The organism is Chitinophaga flava (assembly GCF_003308995.1).
GTDB lineage: Bacteria > Bacteroidota > Bacteroidia > Chitinophagales > Chitinophagaceae > Chitinophaga > Chitinophaga flava.
This window is the reverse complement of sequence record NZ_QFFJ01000002.1, coordinates 356,909-375,613: the sequence shown is the minus strand read 5'-3', so window position 1 is coordinate 375,613 and position 18,705 is coordinate 356,909. Positions and strand designations below refer to the sequence as shown.

The window sequence follows — 18,705 nt, the reverse complement described above, 5'->3', positions numbered from 1 at the left end:
ATTAAAAATTCAATTTGAATTTAGCCGCTACTTCCTGCATATCTTTTACTACCGGCGCCAGTACGGGTATTCCGTTTTGCAGCCGATGCTGTTGCATTTCTCTTTCGGGATCACCGGGGATGAGCACCTGTTTACCTTCTACCGGCACGGCGGCGCGGAAACGGCTGATCCAGGTGTCCATATGCGTTTTGAATTCTTCCGCAGGGCGGAAAGCATCTACGCGCATGGCTCCGAAGAAATGTCCAAGGCCTTCTCCTACAGGATCGGGCGCCAGTGGGAGGAAACTCACAAATGGCGGTGCCCAGGGTCCGTAATTAGCGCCTGAAAGGACGGCCGAAAATATATCAACTATTGCTCCCAAACAATACCCTTTATGACTTCCGTGGTCACGGTCGCCTCCCAGTGGCAGCAATGCACCACCATCCTTGAGTTCGTGCGGGTTGGTGCTGGGATTACCTTCTTTATCCTGAATCCATCCATAGGGTGCTTCCAGGTTCTTACGCTGTAATATTTCCAGTTTACCATTAGCAGCAGTGGTAGTGGCAAAGTCGGCCACAAAAGCTGGCTGTTCCTTTGCAGGAATAGCCACTGCGATAGGATTGGTGCCCAGCATCCGCTCTTTGGCGAAAGTAGGGGCTACCAGCGGACTGGCATTGGTCATGGCCATACCGATCATATCGTGGTCCAGTGCCTTCATGGCATGGTATCCTGCTATACCGAAGTGGTTGGAGTTTTTTACGCTCACCCAGCCGGTACCTGCGACGGCAGCTTTCTTTATGGCCACCTCCATTGCGTAGGGCGCTACTACCAGGCCAAGGCCGGCATCACCATCTACTACAGCAGTGCTGGGGGTTTCATGTACAATACGGATATTCGGACGGGCATTGATACGTTTGGCTTCCCATAAACGTACGTAACCAGACAAACGCGCCACCCCATGAGAATCGATACCCCTGAGATCCGCGGCTACCAACACTTCGCTGGCAAGCATAGCGTGTTCCAGAGAGCAACCCATGCGAATAAAAACTTCCCGGGTAAACTCCGTCAGATGATGATAAGAATAAATATGTTCCATGGTACTTTACGCTTGAGCAGTGGGACCTCCAAAATTCATTGGCATTGAAACCGGCTCCTGGTCCTGAATTGTACCATGAACGGATTCATATTTTTTGATATTATCCTGCAAAGCTTTCATGAAGCGCTTGGCATGCTGAGGGGTAAGAATGATGCGGGACTTGACTTTAGCCTTGGGCAGGCCGGGCATCACGTTAACAAAATCCACTACAAATTCGGCGTTGGAATGTGTGATTATAGCAAGGTTGGCGTATTGCCCTTCTGCAATCTCTTCATTTAACTCGATGTTAAGCTGATTCTGCTCTTCGTGCTGATTTTCCATATTTGTATGATTTAGCCCTACAAAAATAGAAAAAGAGGGCTCAAATAAGCCCTCTTTTTTTATTTCGTTATTTAAACTGGTAAAATCTTATTGATCCCACCAAACTCTGGAGGTCAGTGTGATGCCAGTAGGCACATTGTCTTTATTGTAAGACAGTTCTGTTTGCGGATAGGGTAAACGTCTGGGAATTTCCTGTCCGGGATTTTTGGAAACAAGCGCTGGAATACCCGTACGGCGCCAGTCTGCAAAAGATTCTGATTGCAGATACATAGCGTAATATTTCTGGGTCATGATGAGGGAAAGCCTTGCATCATCTGTGGTAGCATCGTCAAAGCTTACTCCTGTCTCCGTAAGGTAGCCACCTATATCAGCACCTACTTTATCGAAAGAGCCTTTGATAGCAGCTTCATAGTAGCTTTTTGCCTGCGCCACATGTCCCAGTCTGGCATGTGCTTCCGCCAGGATAAAGTTTACTTCATAGCTGGTAATGTATAATACCGGTGAACTGATCTGATCATAGAAACCACCAGGCTGATACTTATCAGTACGGGGATCATTCAGGGCTTCCATCTGTGTGAATAGAAAAGACGCACCATAACTAGCATATCCGTCACGCTGTGAATTAAACTGATACAGCGGATTGGCTCTTTTTTCATCATTGAGGAAATTTAGCTGCGCATCATCTTTACCAGTGCTGATAAGGCCACCAGCGGCACTTGCAGCGTCCACTACTTTCTGTGCAGCGTTAGGGTCCCTTTTGGTTTGATGGATCAGTATCCTCAGACGGATGGAGTTAGCGAATTTTATCCAGGCAGCTGTACTGCCGCCATACATCAGGTCACTGCTGCCAGGTAATGTACCGGCTGCGCTGGTAGGTGTATTCAGATCTTTTAGTGCATCAGTGATCAGCTGATCTATTGTTTTATAGATATCCTGTTGTTTGTCGTACTTGGACTTAAACTGGAAAGACAGTCCTTTGAACGCATCACTGTAAGGAATATCACCCCATACATCAGTACTGGCACACAGGGTATATGCAGTCAGCACTTTGCTGATCCCGGCAAAGTACGGATACTTTTTTTCTTCTGCTGCTTTCCTCAGCTCCACAAAGTTGTTCATAGCATTCTGATAAATCGTTCCCCAGGGGTTACTGAAGTTATCAGCTACCAGAAGATATTTCTGATAGGCAGCAAACTGTCTGTCAGCGCCATCTACCTGATTAGTGAGAATACCGGTTACCAGAGAAAAATCGGCACCACCCAATACGTAGGCCAGTGCGACCTGAGAACCCGAGAGAACAGCCCCTGGAGGAGCATTCAAAGGACGGTCCGGGTCTGTATTAACATCGAGGTACTTTTTGCAACCGCTGGACATGATTAAAATCATTGTGCCCAAAGCGATGGATAATATATGTAAGCGTCTCATGATCGTTTCTTTTTTATGGGTAAAATGACAACTAGAAATCGAATTTCAGGCTGAAACCATAGGTTTTGGTACCAGGGTTGTTAAAATAGTCAAACCCTTGTGCTTCCTGCGTTCCGAACAAACTTGTTTCCGGGTCTACACCAGTGTATTTGGTATGCAGCCAAAGATTTCTGGCGATTGCGGTTACAGTAACGGCATCGAATAAACGTTTATTTTTAAACAGTTTTTTTCCGTCAATACGATATCCCAGGGACACCTCACGCAAGCGGATCCAGCTAGCATCCTGGACAAAGGGTTCGTTTACTGTAAAACCACTTCCTACACCAGTGTAGTAGTCTGCATTAATATCTCCTTTTATGTCATTTTTTTCGCCCTTGGTTACCAGCTGACCGTTATCGTCCAGGTGGCCTTTTACACCGTCAAATACTTTCTGCGTTCCTCTCTCCAGAGTATTGGAGCTTACTCCGAAGTTGGTCATGGCACCCCAGGTACCGTTCCACATATCAAATTTCTGTTTGGTTTCAAACAATACATAGAGGGAGATGCCTTTGTAGGTAAAGGTGTTGCCAACGGATCCGGACCATTTAGGGTTTACATCACCGAGGTACTGCAGTGGGTCATATACGATAGGCAGGCCATAAGCTCCGTCGCCGGGAGCGCCCTTATCATTAATCACCAAATGGCCTTGTGCATCTTTCAAATAGCCGGTACCGTAGAGAGAGCCATATTGTTTACCCACAATAGCAGAAACGAATATGCCGGTAAAACCATTGAAATCGAAACGATCGATACCATCGGCTAATTTCAGCACCTTGTTACGATTCTGGAAATAGGTGAAAGCCATATTCCAGTTAAAATTTTTTGTTTTAACCGGCTCCAGGGTCAGTGTTACCTCATGGCCCTGGTTCTGCATGGAAGCAGCATTCAGGTATACTTGTCCGTAACCACTGCTGCTGGCAATGGTAACAGCATTCAACAGGTTATTACTTTTTCCTCTGTAATAGGTATAATCAAGTCCGATACGGTTATCCAGGAAACGCAGTTCTGTTCCTATTTCGAGCTGATTGGTTTTTTCAGCCGTCAGGTGGGGGTTGCCCAATGTTCCGCTGGTCAGGAAACCTACACGACCATTGTACGGGAAGCTCACACCATTTGTCCAGCCATCGCCCACACCGGCCTGCGTGTAATAAGTCTGGAGACTATAAGGATTTAAGCCCCTGCCCACGCTGGAATAAGCGAGGCGTACTTTACCATAGGTGAAAGCATTGCTTTTCAGGTTAAGTCCTTCTGAGAAGATATAACCCAGACTGGCAGCCGGATAGAAGAAGAATTGGTTTTGAGTGGGCAAGGTACTGTTTCCTTCATACCTGCCTGTTAATTCCAGGAACAGGTAGTTACTGAATGCTACATTGGCTTTTCCATAAAAGGCCACGCGGCGCTGGCGGGTGTTGCCGATAGACAGGCTGTTGCTGGAAGTATTGGTAACACCCTGGAAATCGTTGGAGCTAAAGCCATCACCCTGGGTGTGCAGGTATTTTGTTTTCAGGTCGTACACGTTCTGACCTACCAGCAAGGAGTAGTCGAATTTGCCAGCGTGTTTGGTCAATGTTGCAAACAGGTCGTTGTTAATAACGAGTGTGCTGAGCTGGTCTTCAAAGTACTGTCCGGAAGGGAAGCCAGCGGAGTTTTTGGAGTAAATCTGTTTACGATTGTCCAGTGAATAATCACCACCAAACCTTTCTGTAATAGATAACCATTCAAATGGTTTGTAGATAGCTCCTACGGTACCGAATACACGTTGCACATCATCATGGTAAGGGTTCATATTCACGGTCCAGTAAGGGTTATCGTATCCTCCTTTTCCGCGGTAGCTTCTTTGGTTACCGGAGTTGTCCTGTAACATGTAAGCCCTTGGATCTGTAGATCCGCTGGTACCACCGGAGTTGTCGAAAGTTGGGGTGGTACGGAGCAGGCCCAGCATTACACCACTGGTGTTACTACCTTGTTGCGGGCGGCTACCGCCGGAGTTAACATAGTTGAGAGAGGTGATGACATTAAATTTATCGTTGTATTTATAATCTGTCGAAAATGCGACAGTGGTTTTCTTGAAATTATTTTGTGGGATAATAGCTTCCTGGTTGAAGTGGGAAACAGACACCCGATAACCCAGGTTGGCATTTCCGCCGGTCACGGCCAGGTTGTGTTGTACCCCTACTCCTGTCTGGAAGAATTTATACGGATCATATATATTGGCTGCTTTCCCGCCTGGGTTGGAGCTTTTACCTACCAGTCTGCCGTTGGAGTCCCACAGATAACTTTTGTCACCGTCATATACCAATGTGTCTATAGCCGGACCGTATGAATAGGATTTGGCAGCATTACCAAAGCCGAGTGCAAAGAGGGTATCGGGTACAAAGTCAGGCCTGGACAGGATTCCGTACATACCTTGTCCGTATTTGGTTTGTCTGTCGGGCAATTTATTCACCTGGTCAAAATTCACGGTAACACCATAAGAAACATTGAAGGTTCTGCCATCGGCGGAGCGTTTTCCTTTTTTGGTGGTAATAATGATAGCTCCGTTGGAGGCCTGGCTACCGTATAATGCAGCAGCGGCGGGGCCTTTCAGGATAGTGATATTTTCAACATCATCGGGGTTGATGTCAACCATCCTGTTGGATTGCATTACGCCTGCAGTACCGGAAGCGTCGCTGCCGGTATTTGTTTCGCTGTTATCCACCGGCAAACCGTCAATTACAAAGAGGGGTTGGTTACTGCCCAAAATGGTAGTAGCACCGCGTAACTGCACTCTCACTGCAGCTCCCGGGGTACCGGATGCTGAGATGATTGTAGCACCGGCTACTTTACCGGAAAGGGCAGAGAGAGGGTTAGAAGGAGCTGTTCTGGTTAATTCATCACCCTTTACATCCTGGGCAGAATAACCGATTGCTTTTTTCTCCTGGCGGATACCGAGGGCAGTGACTACCACTTCCTGTAAGGCTTTGGTATCTACCGGCAGAACGACTGATAATGTTGGATTATCACCTACTGTTACTTCCCTGGTGAGGAAGCCCACACTTCTGACAATCAGCACTGCTTTTGAGTCTTTAACAGTCAGACTGAAATGCCCCTGCTTGTCTGTGGTGGTCCCTGTGGAAGTACCTTTGATTTGTATGGTAGCCATTAATACCGGGCTTCCGTCGCTGCCCTTAACGGTACCTGTAACCTGGCGCTCTTGTGCATGGACCAGACTTACAATTGCCATAGGCATGGCAAAAAGGAGTAATACCTTTTTCATAAAAAAGATTCAGATTTGGTTGAAAAAGAAAGAGGACGTCCGTCCTACGTTTATATACTGGCATCATATCCTGGTATACGCAGTCACAGCTGCATATACCACTATCGGTGTCATACGCTAAAACTCAGGCATCTGATTAACTTTGCTTAAGGTGTAACAGCAAAAAAACCATTTCTAAATTGTATCACAAGCAAACGAGCAAAACAAGCAAACGAGAAACCTAAAACAAGCAGGGGAAATCACTGCTAAAGGGCACAAGCTTTAAGGTAAAAGCAGCTCATTGGTTATTTATTTTTTTAGGATTTAGATTTTGGTTGAACAACTCCAAGTTATAAAAAAAATGAATGCTAAATCCTTTGTACTTAACATTATTTTAACAGGAAATGACCCAAAGTGCATAATGAATTAATAATCAATATTTTAAATGGATAAAAATTAATATTCTTCAATAATCATCTATAACGTTTGCATTAGTTGCAACTGAAAAAAGGTTTTCTTGTTGCCTGATAATGCGTCCCATCCAGTACCAATTACCTGCTTACCTGGATAAATTGTCTGATGGACACGCATCCAGCACGACAGCTGTTTATTCACCTTATACTTCATATTCAGATAATACTCCCATCCCCGTCCATACAGCTGAGATACTGCATTGTCGTATAGTACACTGCGTTCATAAGCATACATGCGGGTATCATAATTATCGGTTTGAAAACGCGCCAGCCTGGCATTCACCGTTATAGGCCACCGTGGTAGCCGGCAGGCTACATCACCATAAAACATCCAGCCTGTCTGATTGCCAGTAGCTGCCATATACCGGCTGTACTCTCCCCGCACTTTAAAAGACCAGTATTGCCGGTACTGGCAATCTCCCTGAAATCGTATATGCGTCGTAGTTATACCTGATAATATTTTTAATGCATTACCGGACACCAGCAGGTTCTCTTCATATTTTCTGCTGTTGAACCGCAGCAGAAAACGCTTCTTTTTATCCGGCGCATACGTTAGTTGTAATAAAAACTCCGATCCATCAGATGGTGCATCTGCCCTGTATTTTAGCCAGGGGAAATGAAAAATATCCGTATAAGCGTCCAGCTTACATCGGGGTGTAACCTGTACTGAAAGACCTGTATACAAACCTTTTTCGTTGACAGTCCGGTAGTTATCACCAAACCCTTTGGCATAAAAAGACTGATAGGCTTTATCATAGTACCGGTATACGACCGACATATCCACTGCGGGCGATAAACTGGTCAGTATTCCCTGTATCAGGGCAGGTTTCCTGTTATCACTCACTGCTGCTTCTCCAAACAGGTGGACATTTTTCCAGTAAGCTGCGTAGTCTACGCTGACGCCGGTCAGCTGTGCACCATTGAACTCAAACTGATTATAAGGGTGTTGTTCCTTTTGCAATGGCGGTGTAAGCCGGTGTGAGATCATATTAACACCTACCTGCCAGCGCCGCGTTTGGTACCTTATATTTCCACCACTGCTCAGTTGTTGTATGCTTCCTTTCTTCGATATTTCGGTGAGGGTACGGTGATAACCACTACTTACCAGTGAAGTGGCCGATACATCCTGCAAGGTATCTGCAGCATTGAGACTTCCATCGAGCTGGCGCCAGGAAGCCAGGATGGTTATCTGCCATGCCTTTTGCTGCCAGGTGGCGGCAGCTCCTCTGAAAAAATAATACTCCCCTGCTGAGGTATAGGGCCGTAGTATCTCCCCTTCCCTTTTTATATGCATGACTGCAGCTCCCTTTCCATAAGCCTGCGATTGCCAGTTGAGCAGCCCCTGACCCAGGTTGGCCGTAAAATCACCGATAGCCACCGCTTTCAGCCGGCCTATATTCCGTAGAAACAGGTGCCCACTATAGAAATCAAAACCGTATTGACGGCGGTAACCGCCCCACGGCTCCCCTGCATCCTTTTCCATAGTGATCCCCCAGCTGATATAACGGGGAAAGCTATAGCGGTACCTTAACAATACCTTATCAGGACTACCCCTGTACATTGCCGGCGTACTGTCAGTATGCCGGTATCCCCGTGCTTTCTCCAGCTGCCTGCTATAACGGAGCAGCCACACATGATCACCTTTATGCAGGTAGTCGTGCAAGGTATAATGAGGAGCCAGATCATCGCCGACCCTGACATAGGGCAGCAGCTGCCGGATCAGCTCCGGCTCAAAGCCAGGCACCGCCTGCAATTCATAAATACTCACGAGATTCCCCAGCAAACGCCGATAGGCTATAAAATTACTGATCTGCAGTGCGGTCAGCATTCCTAACGACTGCAATGTGACCTCATCTGCGGTATTGAGCTGTATCTTATGACGAGTATAAGCTTCCAGCCGTTGCCAGTTGGCATCATCTTCCGGTAGCGCATCATTGCCGGCTGTTTCGTTTTCCAGGGCATTCTCCATCAGGGGTGGCATGGATTCTTCCTGCCTGGCTTCTGCCTTCAGCCAGCTACCACACAGCAATAGCACGCTGCCTATCATTCTGTAGAATCCCGCTGCCATATGATAGTGGTTGAAGGTGTAATGCCCAACTGCGGGTGAAAGCCGGCTGCAAACATAACACGCAGCGCATGCCAATAAATGTTGACACCTGCATGATGAAAAGGTGCCCTGGTGGCTACTCCCCATTGCAATGCCAGTGGCGGTGCTATCCTGTAACTGGCTGTTGCTCTCATCCATGCGGCTTCATCGGCGGCTTTTACCACTTCGGCAGTCAGCAAAAAAACGGTTGCTGCTTCCCATCCGATACCGGCACTATAAACAGCAGGCTGCTGTGGTGAATAATATACCCGCAGACCAACATGCCAGCATATACCGGGATGATACAACACACCACCGGTCACCGCGGGACAGCTACGGGAACCATATCCTGGCAAAACTTCCGTTTCATAATTGAACCCTATCCCCAGGCCAACCTTGCGCCCCAGCGATCTTCCATATGCCAGCGCGGCGCTTTGCCGGTAGTAAGCACTACTACCTATCCGGGAAAACTGCAGTCCAAACGCACCGGCACCTACAGGAAAAGCCGCCATAGCCATATACAGCGGCAGCTCCTGTAACCGGAATCTTTGTTCTGCATATAAGCCCGCTGAAAACGTACGTAAACAGGATAATCCCGCAGGTTGATAAGCGGCTGATACCACATCCTGAAAATGCCGGCTGTAACTGGCACTGCCAATATCCTTTCCCAGTGGCATCCATAAAGATTGTGCTGATGTTACTAACATACAAGGCACACAAACAATGGTCAATAGCAATATCTTCATTGCAAAAAAGGGTTTAACAAAAAATGTATCGGTCAACAAACATTCACTGTTCAACAAAAATATGTCCTGCGAAGCAGGCAAATGTTAATCACATCTTAACGTGAAAAAAATTTTCTCCTGAAAAAACAAAACCCCGTCTGGCACAAGCCGGACGGGGCAATTATCTGTTCTTCCAATCAGTAATCAGAAGAGACCATAGAGCTGAGAATCAATCCTGGAAATAATTTCACCCAGGTCTTCATCACTCTCCGGAAATTTATTTTTATCAATATCAATTACGAGCAACGGACCTTCATCATATTTTTCAATCCAGTTGTTATAATATTCGTTCAGGCGTTTCAGATAGTCGAGCCGGATATTTTCTTCATACTCTCTTCCTCTTTTCTGAATCTGTGCTACCAGCGTAGGTACGGAAGCCTGGAGATAGATCAGCAGGTCCGGTGGTTTCACCATGCTTTTCAGCGTTTGGAAGAAGTTGAAGTAGTTATCGAAATCCCGTTTGGTCATCAGGCCCATTTCGTAGAGGTTGGGTGCAAAGATGTGCGCGTCCTCATAGATGGTACGATCCTGTATCACGGTGTCTTTCCCGTTCTGGATCTCCAGCAGTTGTTTTAATCTTCCGTTGAGGAAGTATATCTGCAGGTTGAAAGACCAGCGGGGCATATCTTCATAAAAATCGTTGAGATAGGGATTGTGCTCTACATCTTCATACTGCGGGTGCCATTTGTAGTGGCGGCAAAGCATTTCGGTGAGCGTAGTTTTACCCGCGCCGATATTGCCGGCGATCGCGATATGTTTGATTTTATTTTGTTTTGCCATGCTAAATTGATAGGTCGTTATTATTGAAAATAGCTACCAGTACTGACTATCTCAATAATAGTTTAAACCGATAAGTTTTCTGGCCTGTTGCAAAGTTTGTGCCGCATTCGCCCTTGCTTTTTCAGCACCCTCCTTCATGATTTTACGCAGATAGGTAGTGTCTTCCTGCAGGGACTTTGCTCTTTCACGGATGGGCGCAATAAACTGCACCATGTCTTCACCCAGCTGTGTTTTCATATCGCCGTAGCGGATAGTTCCGGCATTATAGGCATCTATGTAAAACTGAACGGTATCAGGAGTAGATACCAGTTTCATGATCTCGATCAGATTCTGTACGGATTCAGGCATCGGCTCACCAGGAACGCCACCGCTGGCCGTTTGTGCTTTTTTCAGCTTTTGGCGGATCTTATCATCCTCATCAGAAAGATAGATGGTGGACATTTCGTTTTCGCTCTTGCTCATTTTGCCACCTTTGCCATCAAGGCTCAGGATGCGTACCAGGTTATCACCATAGTTGAAAGCTTCCGGTTCGGGGAACAGTTCTCCATAACGGCTGTTAAAACGCTGGGCGAAGTTCCGGGCCATTTCCAGGTGTTGTCCCTGGTCTTTACCTACCGGCACTTTTACGGCGCGCTGGATCAGGATATCCACGCTCATCAGCACGGGGTAGGTCAGCAGACCGGCATTTACGTTGTCGGGCTGCAGTCTTACCTTGTCTTTGAAGGTGGGGACTTTCTCCAGTTCCCCCATATAGGCCAGCGTATTCATCAGCAGGTACAGTTCTGCTATTTCCGGGATGTCGCTTTGTACGTACAGGGTCACTTTCTCCGGATCGAGGCCGGAAGCGATATTTTCTGCCAGTACCCGCATTACATTGGTTTGCAGATCTTTCGGATTCGGGTGGGTAGTCAGGGAATGCCAGTCTGCCACAAAAAAGTAGCAGTTAAATTCTTCCTGCATCCGAATATAATTACGGATAGCGCCAAAATAGTTGCCTAAATGCAAATAACCGGTGGGGCGGATGCCACTCACCACAATTTCTTTTTCTGTAGCCATAACAGGGCGCAATTTAAATAATCGCTGCTAGGTTTTAGCACTTCATAGGATACTGTTCTGTAAAAAAATTATAACAAATTGCCCAAAAAGGCGCTGGGCAAAAGTTGAAAGCTCTCCGTTTATCCCTATTTTTGAGATACCATCATTTTACCCGATATATTTTATTATTTTTTGATTTAATTTGATTATGGAAGTGAACGACGCCCTGGTGCAACAGTTATCAGATCTGGCCCGACTTGAATTTAACGAGCAGGATAGAGCGGAGATCCGTGGCGATCTGCAGCGGATGATCACTTTTGTGGAGAAGTTGAACGAACTGGATACCACCAACGTAGAACCCTTGTTACACCTCACGGCCGACTATAATGTATTCCGGGAAGACAGGGTGATACCTTCCATAACCCGGGAAGAAGGCCTGCAAAACGCACCTGCAGCCACCCCAGAATATTTCGAGGTGCCGAAAGTCATAAAGAAATAATCACCATGCAAAAGTCCGTTATCCACCTGGAAGACATCAGAAAAAGTTATTTTCTCGGCAAAAATGAATTGCCGGTACTCAAGGGGGTATCCCTGGACATCTTTAAAAATGAGTATGTAGCCCTTATGGGACCTTCCGGCTCCGGTAAGTCCACACTCATGAACATCCTTGGATGCCTGGACACCCCTACCAGCGGCCGTTATATCCTGAGTGGCCATGATGTCAGCAAAATGGAGGACAATGACCTGGCCTCTGTTCGCGGAAAGGAAATAGGCTTTGTTTTTCAGCAGTTTAACCTCATGCCCCGCCTCACAGCCCTTGAAAATGTGGCCGTTCCGCTGATATATGCCGGCATCGGTAAAAAAGAAAGGGAAGAAAAAGCCCGCCTGATGCTCGAAAAGGTAAAACTCGGCGACCGTTACAAACACAAACCCAACGAACTCTCCGGTGGACAGTGCCAGCGTGTGGCCATCGCCCGTGCCCTGGTAAATGACCCCGCCCTCATCCTCGCCGATGAACCTACCGGTAACCTCGATACCAAAACATCCATCGAGATCATGGAAATATTCGGCGCTATCCACGCTTCCGGCAACACGGTTGTACTCGTTACCCACGAAGAAGATATCGCCGAGCACGCCAGAAGAGTTATCCGGTTGAGAGACGGTGTTATCGAATCCGACAGGATCAATGGGAAAAAAGAAGCCCACTCCGGGACGATTACGACCCCGTAATTCGTATTTTGCATAAAAAAACAATGTCGCTTAAGATATACACCAAAACAGGCGATAAAGGGAAAACATCCCTTATCGGCGGTACCAAAGTGCCTAAAAGTGACCTCCGCATCGATGCCTATGGCACCGTGGATGAACTTAATTCCTACATTGGCCTGGTCAACGACTACACGGCAGACCCCGACACCAAAAACCTCCTGAAGGAAATACAGGACCGTTTGTTTACCGTCGGCGCTGCACTCGCCTGCGACCCCGACAAGGAAACCAAAATGAGAATACCCGACCTTCATGAAGCAGACATCCAGCTGCTGGAATCCAGCATCGATAAAATGAATGATGAACTGCCACCCATGAAACACTTCGTTCTCCCCGGCGGTCATGTGGCCGTATCCACCTGCCATATCGCCCGCTGCGTATGCCGCCGCACCGAAAGACTCTGCGTAGGCATGCAGGAACACAATATGTTCATCGAACCACTCGTACTCAAATATATCAACCGCCTCAGCGACTACCTGTTTGTACTCGCCCGCTGGACCGGACACAAACTCGGCGTGGAAGAAATTCCATGGAAACCGAGGGTATAGTTTTTTTCTTAAATTCGCTTCATGTTCACAGGAATCATAGAAATACTAGGAGAAGTAATATCCACACGTAAAGAAGGCTCCAACCTGGTCATCACCCTGCAATCATCTATCGCCGGTGAATTAAAAGTAGACCAGAGCGTTTCCCATAACGGTGTATGCCTTACCGTTACCAACGTACAGGGCAATACCTACGAAACCGTAGCCGTAGCCGAAACACTGCAGAAAACGAATCTTTCTCTGCTCGTACCCGGCCATAAGGTAAACCTGGAAAGAGCCATGGTATTCAACGGACGCATCGACGGACACCTGGTACAGGGACACGTAGATGGCACCGGAACCTGCATTTCCCGCGAAGAACAAAATGGCAGCTGGCTGTACCGCTTTACCTATCCGTCCGAATTTGCCGGACTGATCGTGGAAAAAGGCAGTATCTGTATGAACGGCATCAGCCTCACCTGCTTTGATATCACCGACAAGGAGTTCTCCGTGGCCATCATACCATATACGTTCTCCTTTACCAATGTTCAGTTCATGCGCCCAGGACATCTTATCAACCTGGAGTTTGACATACTCGGCAAGTACGTCGCCAGACAAATGTCCGTACGATAAACACCGAAGAGTTTGAAAAAACACCTGCTGCTGATCGTATTCATGCTAATCAACCTGCTGGCTCACGCCCAGCAGGTTAAAGCTGTTCGTATCAACGCCTGGTATGATACCACCGCTATCTCCGAATTATACGACCGCGTGCCCATTGGACTACAATATACCTACAGCGACAGCAGTACCCGGCAAACCGCCGGCCTGCTGCAGGGTAACCTCCGCTGGAACAAAATACAGATCAGTTCCTCCAACGGCCAGGTACAGAATGGTATTCTCTTGTTTAACCGGCAGCAACTGATACAACAACATTATCGTATAACCCTCACCGTTACCATCGAAAATAATCCTCCGCTGGAAGCCACCATCACCCTGCCACACCTGATAGGCATGCGTTTTAACCACTACGCAGACAGCATCAAGCGGGACATCCGTTATTATATCAATGTGGAAGGGAAATTCAGCAGTGGCAGAGTGCTGCCACTGGATACCGCGCAGCTGCATTTTAAGACTTCTGCCGGCCAGGTCCTTGGGCAGGACCTGTTAATAGAGAAAAACGATACCGTTAAAACAGTTACAATAGATGCCTGGTACAAACCCAACCCCGATATGTTTATTCATTCGGTTGTACCAGTAAAACAAATGCCTGATCCAGATCTTCCGCCACCACCAGGACGGCCGGTGCCAAGAGGTCGCAGGCAGTAATATGCTAAATCAGTGTACGCGCTTTTAATTCCAGGTATTTATTCACCACATTCAGTGTCAGCTGCTCCGGTGTACTCAGTAATGACATGATCCCATATTTAGCCAGCTCTTTCACGATCAGCTTTTTATCGTAGGCAAACTTCTGGGCAATCGTTTGTTTGTAAATACCTTCCACATCCTGCGCTTCCAGTTCCGTCACCTTCTTCAGTTCTGTATTCTCAAAAAATACAACCAGCACCAGATGATATTTGGCCAGCCGGCGCAGAAAAGGTAACTGCCGGTGCAGGCTCGACATCGACTCAAAATTAGTGAACAATATCAGCAGCGAACGTTGTGACAAGTGACTGCGTAACTGCACACTCAATGCTTCGTAATCACTTTCCTGCCACTTTGTTTCCTGGGCATACAACGATTCCAGAATCTTATTAAGCTGTACTTTTTTATTGCTGGATGGCAACACTTCCACAGCCTGTTCGGTGAAAGCCACCAGCCCCGCTTTGTCGCCCTTGTTCAACGCCACATTACTGAACACCAGCGAAGCGTTGATAGCATAATCCAGCAAAGTCATCCCCTCAAAAGGCATCTTCATAGTGCGCCCTTTGTCTATAACACAATATACCTGCTGTGATTTTTCTTCTACATAATTATTCACCATCAGGTTACCGGAACGGGCAGTCGCTTTCCAGTTGAGCATCCGCACATCATCTCCTTTTGTATAAGGCTTAATATGATCAAACTCCATACTGTGGCCTATCACCCTCCGTTTGTGCTCACCTGTTTCATTGAGCCTGTTCATGTAGGAATACAGAGAGTGATGCCGCAGTTGCTGAAAACTGGGATATACATTCACAGTTTGTTCTGTATCAAAAATCAACCGTCTGTTTACAATACCCAACGCACTTTGCATAAATACATTGGTGTAACCAAACTTGTACGCCCCTCTTTCAACGGGTCTTACTACATACCGGAAAACATGTTCTGCTCCGGCTGCAATCTTTGCCTGCAGCGAAAAATTCCGGTCCTGGAACTGAAAGGGTAGTTCATCCACCACAGTTACCAATACCGGAAAAGGATAACGATTGATACAGGTGATCAGTACCTCATTTTCATCTCCATTGCTGAAACGGGCACTGGCTACGCGTTTGGCTTCCAGGATGCTAACCGGTCTCATCACCAGCAAGATCATGTCAAGCAGTAATAAAGCCAGCAGGACCCCAAAAGCCAGGATGGCGATATTGAGCAGTCCCGGCGCAAAAAAGGCGATGATAAACAACAGGATATTGACACCTAACCCCAGATACAGGCGGTTGGTGAAAAACAGCTGCTGGTATAAATTATTTCTGACAGATGAAGACATAGTTAAAGCTTATCTTGGCACTTCCACCATCTTGAGAATCTGGGCTATCACATCATCCGTACGGATACCTTCCATTTCCTTTTCCGGTGTCAGCATAATACGATGGCGCAATACATGCGGCATCATTTCCACAATATCATCAGGGATCACGAAATCACGGTTGCGCATGGCAGCCATGGCTTTAGCGCAGTTCATAACGGCAATGGATGCACGAGGAGAAGCGCCCAGGTAAAGGGAAGCGTTCATACGGGTTTCGTGGACAACAGCAGCGATATAGTGCAACAATTTTTCTTCGATCCGCACCTGACGTACCAGGTTCTGGAATTCGATTACCTGTGTAGCCGTTACTACTTTGGAGATCACTTTCGACAGATCAGTAGTGCCATTGAGACGTTGCACACTTTGTAATACAGCGACTTCTTCCTGCAGATCCGGATATTTTACTTCGAGCTTAAAGAGGAAACGGTCCAGCTGTGCTTCCGGCAGGCGGTAGGTGCCTTCCTGTTCGATAGGGTTTTGAGTGGCTATCACCATAAACGGACGGTTCAAAGTATAGGTAGTACCATCATTGGTGATCTGTCTTTCTTCCATCACCTCAAAAAGAGCAGATTGTGTTTTGGCCGGGGCACGGTTGATTTCGTCTATCAGTACCAGGTTGCTGAAAACGGGTCCTTTTTTGTATTCAAATTCTCTTGTCTGAGGATTGAATACAGAGGTCCCCAGCACGTCTGCTGGCATCAGGTCTGGTGTAAACTGTATTCTGGAAAAATCTGCGTCCACACACTGAGCGAGCAATTTGGCTGTCAGTGTTTTTGCCACGCCGGGTACCCCTTCAATCAGCACGTGGCCTTGTGTTAGCAGGCCTGCTATCAACAGATCCACCATCTGATGCTGCCCCACAATTACTTTCCCTATCTGTGTTCTGATCGCTTCTACGCCTTCGTGTAAGGTGGTAAAATCAGTCCTGGGTTGAAAGGTATTGATGTCCATTATTTACTTCGTATTTAAATAAAAATGTTGAATGAGTTGATAGAAATGTTCCAGCTGTTCGTCGCTTACCTCGCCTGCCAGCTGTATCTGATGAAGCATGGAAAACAGTTCCCGGATAGTTGTTTCAGGCATGGCCGCTTTTTTAGCCAGTGCTTCAACAAACTGATCGTTCAAATGATTAGTATTGAGATAATAACGGGAACGGATATACTCCAGCAAATGAATGATCATTTTGTGAGCCAGGTTGTAGTTGTTGCGTTGCTGATAATACAGCTGTCCGACAGCATCTACAAACTCCAGCGAGTTATTGGCCAGCGCCGGCTTTTCGGGGATGATACGCTGTCTTCGTTTACCTTCAAAAATTACATACAACAACAACAGCAACACTGCCAGCCATAAGGCCCAGCGCATGGCAGGGTAACGCATCAGCACCTGCCACTGGCTGAAATCACCCGACTGCGGACCATACTGATGACAATAAAAATCGTCCCAATATACGTTGGTAGCGTCATTCGGCAGATAGGACATCTGTATTTCCTGCGCAGCAATATTGTTTTGATGTAGCAGGAAATAGTTACTGAATGTGTAAGGGTTGAGGGATACATAAACAAAACCGTCACCATAAGCCATCCCGATAAAATTAGGTCTGCTTTTGTAATTCATCCCAAAAACCTTGGTGGTAGCGGTATCTATGCTGGAAAAATAGCTGCCGCTGATCATACCCATATAGCTGAAAGCGGTGTCCAGATTGAGTGAGGAATCTTTATATCGCTGGGCAGTATTGGATTTTTTCTGCTGAAAGTTCTCTCCATCCACTACGGTAAACTTCAGCTTTTTGGCCAGCAGCGGGTCCATCCGGTTAACGCTGATAAACAGGAAGTTTCCCAGGGAAGCATAATACAGCATCGACTCTACATCACGCTCTGTGGCAAACAGTTCATTAGCTACAATGATATAAGCGTTGTAGGAACCATGCAACTCCGCTTCTTTGGCATACGTGGTGGCAAAGGGTTTGGCAACCACCTGTACAGGCCTGCCTGCAAAAAGTTCCGGCAATGTTTTAAAAGCCACGTAAGTCCCGCCGGCCTTTTTATCCTTGCTTGAAAAGGAAGCCTTTTCCATGTTGGTGGACAGCTGTTCAGTATTAACAAAGTCACTGTTACTAAACAACGCCAGCATTACCAGTAATAATGCTACAACGACAATAATGATATAGGTAGTCCTTTTTTTCACGAAGCTTTGCCTAATTGATGATTAAAATCCCTGAACTGTTGGTCCATGGCACTGAATTGCGCTTCACTGACTTCAAACCCGCCATACCAGATGTATTCATAGTCCAGTGTCAGTGTGGAAAACGTTTTATAGTAAGGTGTATTACGCATACTGCGCAGATAGTCATTGTTCGTTTTTTCCCTTCCGGGGATGATCAGTTGTCTGTTGGCCAGCTGAAACAACGTATACAAATACCACCACCGTACGGCCTGCCGGATATCTCTGGCAGCAATAGCAGCCCTGATCTTATCTTCATATTCACCAGCACTCCGTAAATCTTCTTCGTGTATTTCCTCTGTTACTTCCAGCTCTTTGGGCTTCCGGAAGATGCTCATACCATTGTTTTTCATGAAACGAAACAAGAGAAATCCCAGAAAAGCCAGCAATAAAATGGCAGCCATAAACCGGATTTTGGATATGAAAAGAAAGAGCGCAGCCAACGCACGGAAAAAGCCTTCTCCGGAGCGGGACTTCTTCGCATCTTCATCACGGTACTGCATCTTCTTATCCTGCTTCAACTTTGTGATCACGGCTTCAGATACAGTTCGTTTGTCGTAGTACGGTATGGAAGGAGTTACATTTGTTTCCTGTCCTTTTTTTGTTTCCTGATCTCCGGCCACAGGCTGCTGTGACAGCCCTTTCAGGGGGATACACAGCATGATCAGCAGCAACAGGCGTTTCACATATTTTCTACAATCAATTTTCATCATCAG

General features: G+C 46.8%; 17 protein-coding genes. 5 read left to right on the top strand and 12 right to left on the bottom strand.

What is annotated here, in order from left to right:
• Position 1: 1 nt before the first annotated feature.
• From DF182_RS17880 to trpS, 8 genes are all read right to left on the bottom strand, one after another.
• Positions 2 to 1,075, bottom strand: a complete 1,074-nt coding sequence (locus DF182_RS17880) for an Ldh family oxidoreductase (RefSeq protein WP_113617207.1) — start codon at positions 1,073 to 1,075, stop codon at positions 2 to 4.
• Positions 1,076 to 1,081: 6 nt separating this feature from the next.
• Positions 1,082 to 1,396 (bottom strand): DUF3467 domain-containing protein, encoded by a 315-nt coding sequence (locus DF182_RS17875; protein WP_113617206.1) that lies wholly within the window; start codon positions 1,394 to 1,396, stop codon positions 1,082 to 1,084.
• An 87-nt stretch (positions 1,397 to 1,483) separates the two neighbouring features.
• Positions 1,484 to 2,821: a SusD/RagB family nutrient-binding outer membrane lipoprotein gene (locus DF182_RS17870; protein WP_113617205.1), complete on the bottom strand. Its 1,338-nt coding sequence runs from the start codon at positions 2,819 to 2,821 to the stop codon at positions 1,484 to 1,486.
• Between the two features lie 31 nt (positions 2,822 to 2,852).
• The gene (locus tag DF182_RS17865; RefSeq protein WP_113617204.1) at positions 2,853 to 6,116 is read right to left on the bottom strand and encodes a SusC/RagA family TonB-linked outer membrane protein; all 3,264 of its coding nucleotides are present in this window, start codon (positions 6,114 to 6,116) and stop codon (positions 2,853 to 2,855) included.
• 456 nt (positions 6,117 to 6,572) lie between these two features.
• On the bottom strand, positions 6,573 to 8,636 hold the full coding sequence (locus tag DF182_RS17860; RefSeq protein ID WP_161964174.1) for a ComEA family DNA-binding protein: 2,064 nt from the start codon (positions 8,634 to 8,636) through the stop codon (positions 6,573 to 6,575).
• Complete coding sequence (locus DF182_RS32450) at positions 8,612 to 9,400, bottom strand: hypothetical protein (protein ID WP_161964173.1); 789 nt, start codon at positions 9,398 to 9,400, stop codon at positions 8,612 to 8,614. Before DF182_RS32450 ends, DF182_RS17860 begins: the two co-directional genes overlap by 25 nt.
• A 183-nt stretch (positions 9,401 to 9,583) precedes the next feature.
• The gene (locus DF182_RS17850) at positions 9,584 to 10,219 is read right to left on the bottom strand and encodes a deoxynucleoside kinase (protein ID WP_113617201.1); all 636 of its coding nucleotides are present in this window, start codon (positions 10,217 to 10,219) and stop codon (positions 9,584 to 9,586) included.
• A 51-nt stretch (positions 10,220 to 10,270) separates the two neighbouring features.
• A complete protein-coding gene (gene trpS, locus DF182_RS17845) occupies positions 10,271 to 11,275 on the bottom strand; it encodes a tryptophan--tRNA ligase (protein ID WP_113617200.1) in 1,005 nt (334 codons plus the stop codon).
• A gap of 187 nt (positions 11,276 to 11,462) precedes the next feature.
• Here trpS and gatC point away from each other — a divergent pair, with 187 nt between their 5' ends.
• The 5 genes from gatC to DF182_RS17820 are packed head-to-tail and all read left to right on the top strand — an operon-like array spanning position 11,463 to position 14,373.
• Positions 11,463 to 11,753, top strand: coding sequence for an Asp-tRNA(Asn)/Glu-tRNA(Gln) amidotransferase subunit GatC (gatC, locus tag DF182_RS17840; protein ID WP_113617199.1), 291 nt, complete (start codon positions 11,463 to 11,465; stop codon positions 11,751 to 11,753).
• 5 nt (positions 11,754 to 11,758) lie between these two features.
• Complete coding sequence (locus tag DF182_RS17835) at positions 11,759 to 12,484, top strand: ABC transporter ATP-binding protein (protein ID WP_113617198.1); 726 nt, start codon at positions 11,759 to 11,761, stop codon at positions 12,482 to 12,484.
• Positions 12,485 to 12,507: 23 nt separating this feature from the next.
• A complete protein-coding gene (locus DF182_RS17830; protein ID WP_113617197.1) occupies positions 12,508 to 13,068 on the top strand; it encodes a cob(I)yrinic acid a,c-diamide adenosyltransferase in 561 nt (186 codons plus the stop codon).
• Between the two features lie 21 nt (positions 13,069 to 13,089).
• Positions 13,090 to 13,677 (top strand): riboflavin synthase, encoded by a 588-nt coding sequence (locus tag DF182_RS17825; protein WP_113617196.1) that lies wholly within the window; start codon positions 13,090 to 13,092, stop codon positions 13,675 to 13,677.
• Positions 13,678 to 13,689: 12 nt separating this feature from the next.
• Complete coding sequence (locus DF182_RS17820) at positions 13,690 to 14,373, top strand: hypothetical protein (protein WP_113617195.1); 684 nt, start codon at positions 13,690 to 13,692, stop codon at positions 14,371 to 14,373.
• Positions 14,374 to 14,377: 4 nt separating this feature from the next.
• On the opposite strand, the gene DF182_RS17815 is transcribed toward DF182_RS17820, so the two are convergent.
• From DF182_RS17815 to DF182_RS17800, 4 genes are read right to left on the bottom strand one after another with little or no spacing between them, the layout of a single operon-like run.
• On the bottom strand, positions 14,378 to 15,730 hold the full coding sequence (locus DF182_RS17815) for a DUF58 domain-containing protein (protein WP_113617194.1): 1,353 nt from the start codon (positions 15,728 to 15,730) through the stop codon (positions 14,378 to 14,380).
• A 9-nt stretch (positions 15,731 to 15,739) separates the two neighbouring features.
• Positions 15,740 to 16,720, bottom strand: a complete 981-nt coding sequence (locus tag DF182_RS17810; RefSeq protein ID WP_113617193.1) for an AAA family ATPase — start codon at positions 16,718 to 16,720, stop codon at positions 15,740 to 15,742.
• 3 nt (positions 16,721 to 16,723) lie between these two features.
• Positions 16,724 to 17,953, bottom strand: coding sequence for a DUF4350 domain-containing protein (locus DF182_RS17805; RefSeq protein ID WP_113617192.1), 1,230 nt, complete (start codon positions 17,951 to 17,953; stop codon positions 16,724 to 16,726).
• Complete coding sequence (locus DF182_RS17800) at positions 17,950 to 18,702, bottom strand: DUF4129 domain-containing protein (protein WP_113617191.1); 753 nt, start codon at positions 18,700 to 18,702, stop codon at positions 17,950 to 17,952. The genes DF182_RS17805 and DF182_RS17800 overlap by 4 nt, the downstream gene beginning before the upstream one ends.
• Between the last annotated feature and the right edge of the window lie 3 nt (positions 18,703 to 18,705).

Excerpts from the sequence above, each read along its gene's own strand:
- DF182_RS17860 (WP_161964174.1), bottom strand. The coding sequence starts at position 8,636 with ATGGCAGCGGGATTCTACAGAATGATAGGCAGCGTGCTATTGCTGTGT.
- DF182_RS17870 (WP_113617205.1), bottom strand. The coding sequence starts at position 2,821 with ATGAGACGCTTACATATATTATCCATCGCTTTGGGCACAATGATTTTA.
- DF182_RS17835 (WP_113617198.1), top strand. The coding sequence starts at position 11,759 with ATGCAAAAGTCCGTTATCCACCTGGAAGACATCAGAAAAAGTTATTTT.
- gatC (WP_113617199.1), top strand. The coding sequence starts at position 11,463 with ATGGAAGTGAACGACGCCCTGGTGCAACAGTTATCAGATCTGGCCCGA.
- DF182_RS17800 (WP_113617191.1), bottom strand. The coding sequence starts at position 18,702 with ATGATGAAAATTGATTGTAGAAAATATGTGAAACGCCTGTTGCTGCTG.
- DF182_RS17830 (WP_113617197.1), top strand. The coding sequence starts at position 12,508 with ATGTCGCTTAAGATATACACCAAAACAGGCGATAAAGGGAAAACATCC.
- DF182_RS17815 (WP_113617194.1), bottom strand. The coding sequence starts at position 15,730 with ATGTCTTCATCTGTCAGAAATAATTTATACCAGCAGCTGTTTTTCACC.
- DF182_RS17865 (WP_113617204.1), bottom strand. The coding sequence starts at position 6,116 with ATGAAAAAGGTATTACTCCTTTTTGCCATGCCTATGGCAATTGTAAGT.
- DF182_RS17850 (WP_113617201.1), bottom strand. The coding sequence starts at position 10,219 with ATGGCAAAACAAAATAAAATCAAACATATCGCGATCGCCGGCAATATC.
- DF182_RS17880 (WP_113617207.1), bottom strand. The coding sequence starts at position 1,075 with ATGGAACATATTTATTCTTATCATCATCTGACGGAGTTTACCCGGGAA.
- trpS (WP_113617200.1), bottom strand. The coding sequence starts at position 11,275 with ATGGCTACAGAAAAAGAAATTGTGGTGAGTGGCATCCGCCCCACCGGT.
- DF182_RS32450 (WP_161964173.1), bottom strand. The coding sequence starts at position 9,400 with ATGAAGATATTGCTATTGACCATTGTTTGTGTGCCTTGTATGTTAGTA.
- DF182_RS17875 (WP_113617206.1), bottom strand. The coding sequence starts at position 1,396 with ATGGAAAATCAGCACGAAGAGCAGAATCAGCTTAACATCGAGTTAAAT.
- DF182_RS17810 (WP_113617193.1), bottom strand. The coding sequence starts at position 16,720 with ATGGACATCAATACCTTTCAACCCAGGACTGATTTTACCACCTTACAC.
- DF182_RS17825 (WP_113617196.1), top strand. The coding sequence starts at position 13,090 with ATGTTCACAGGAATCATAGAAATACTAGGAGAAGTAATATCCACACGT.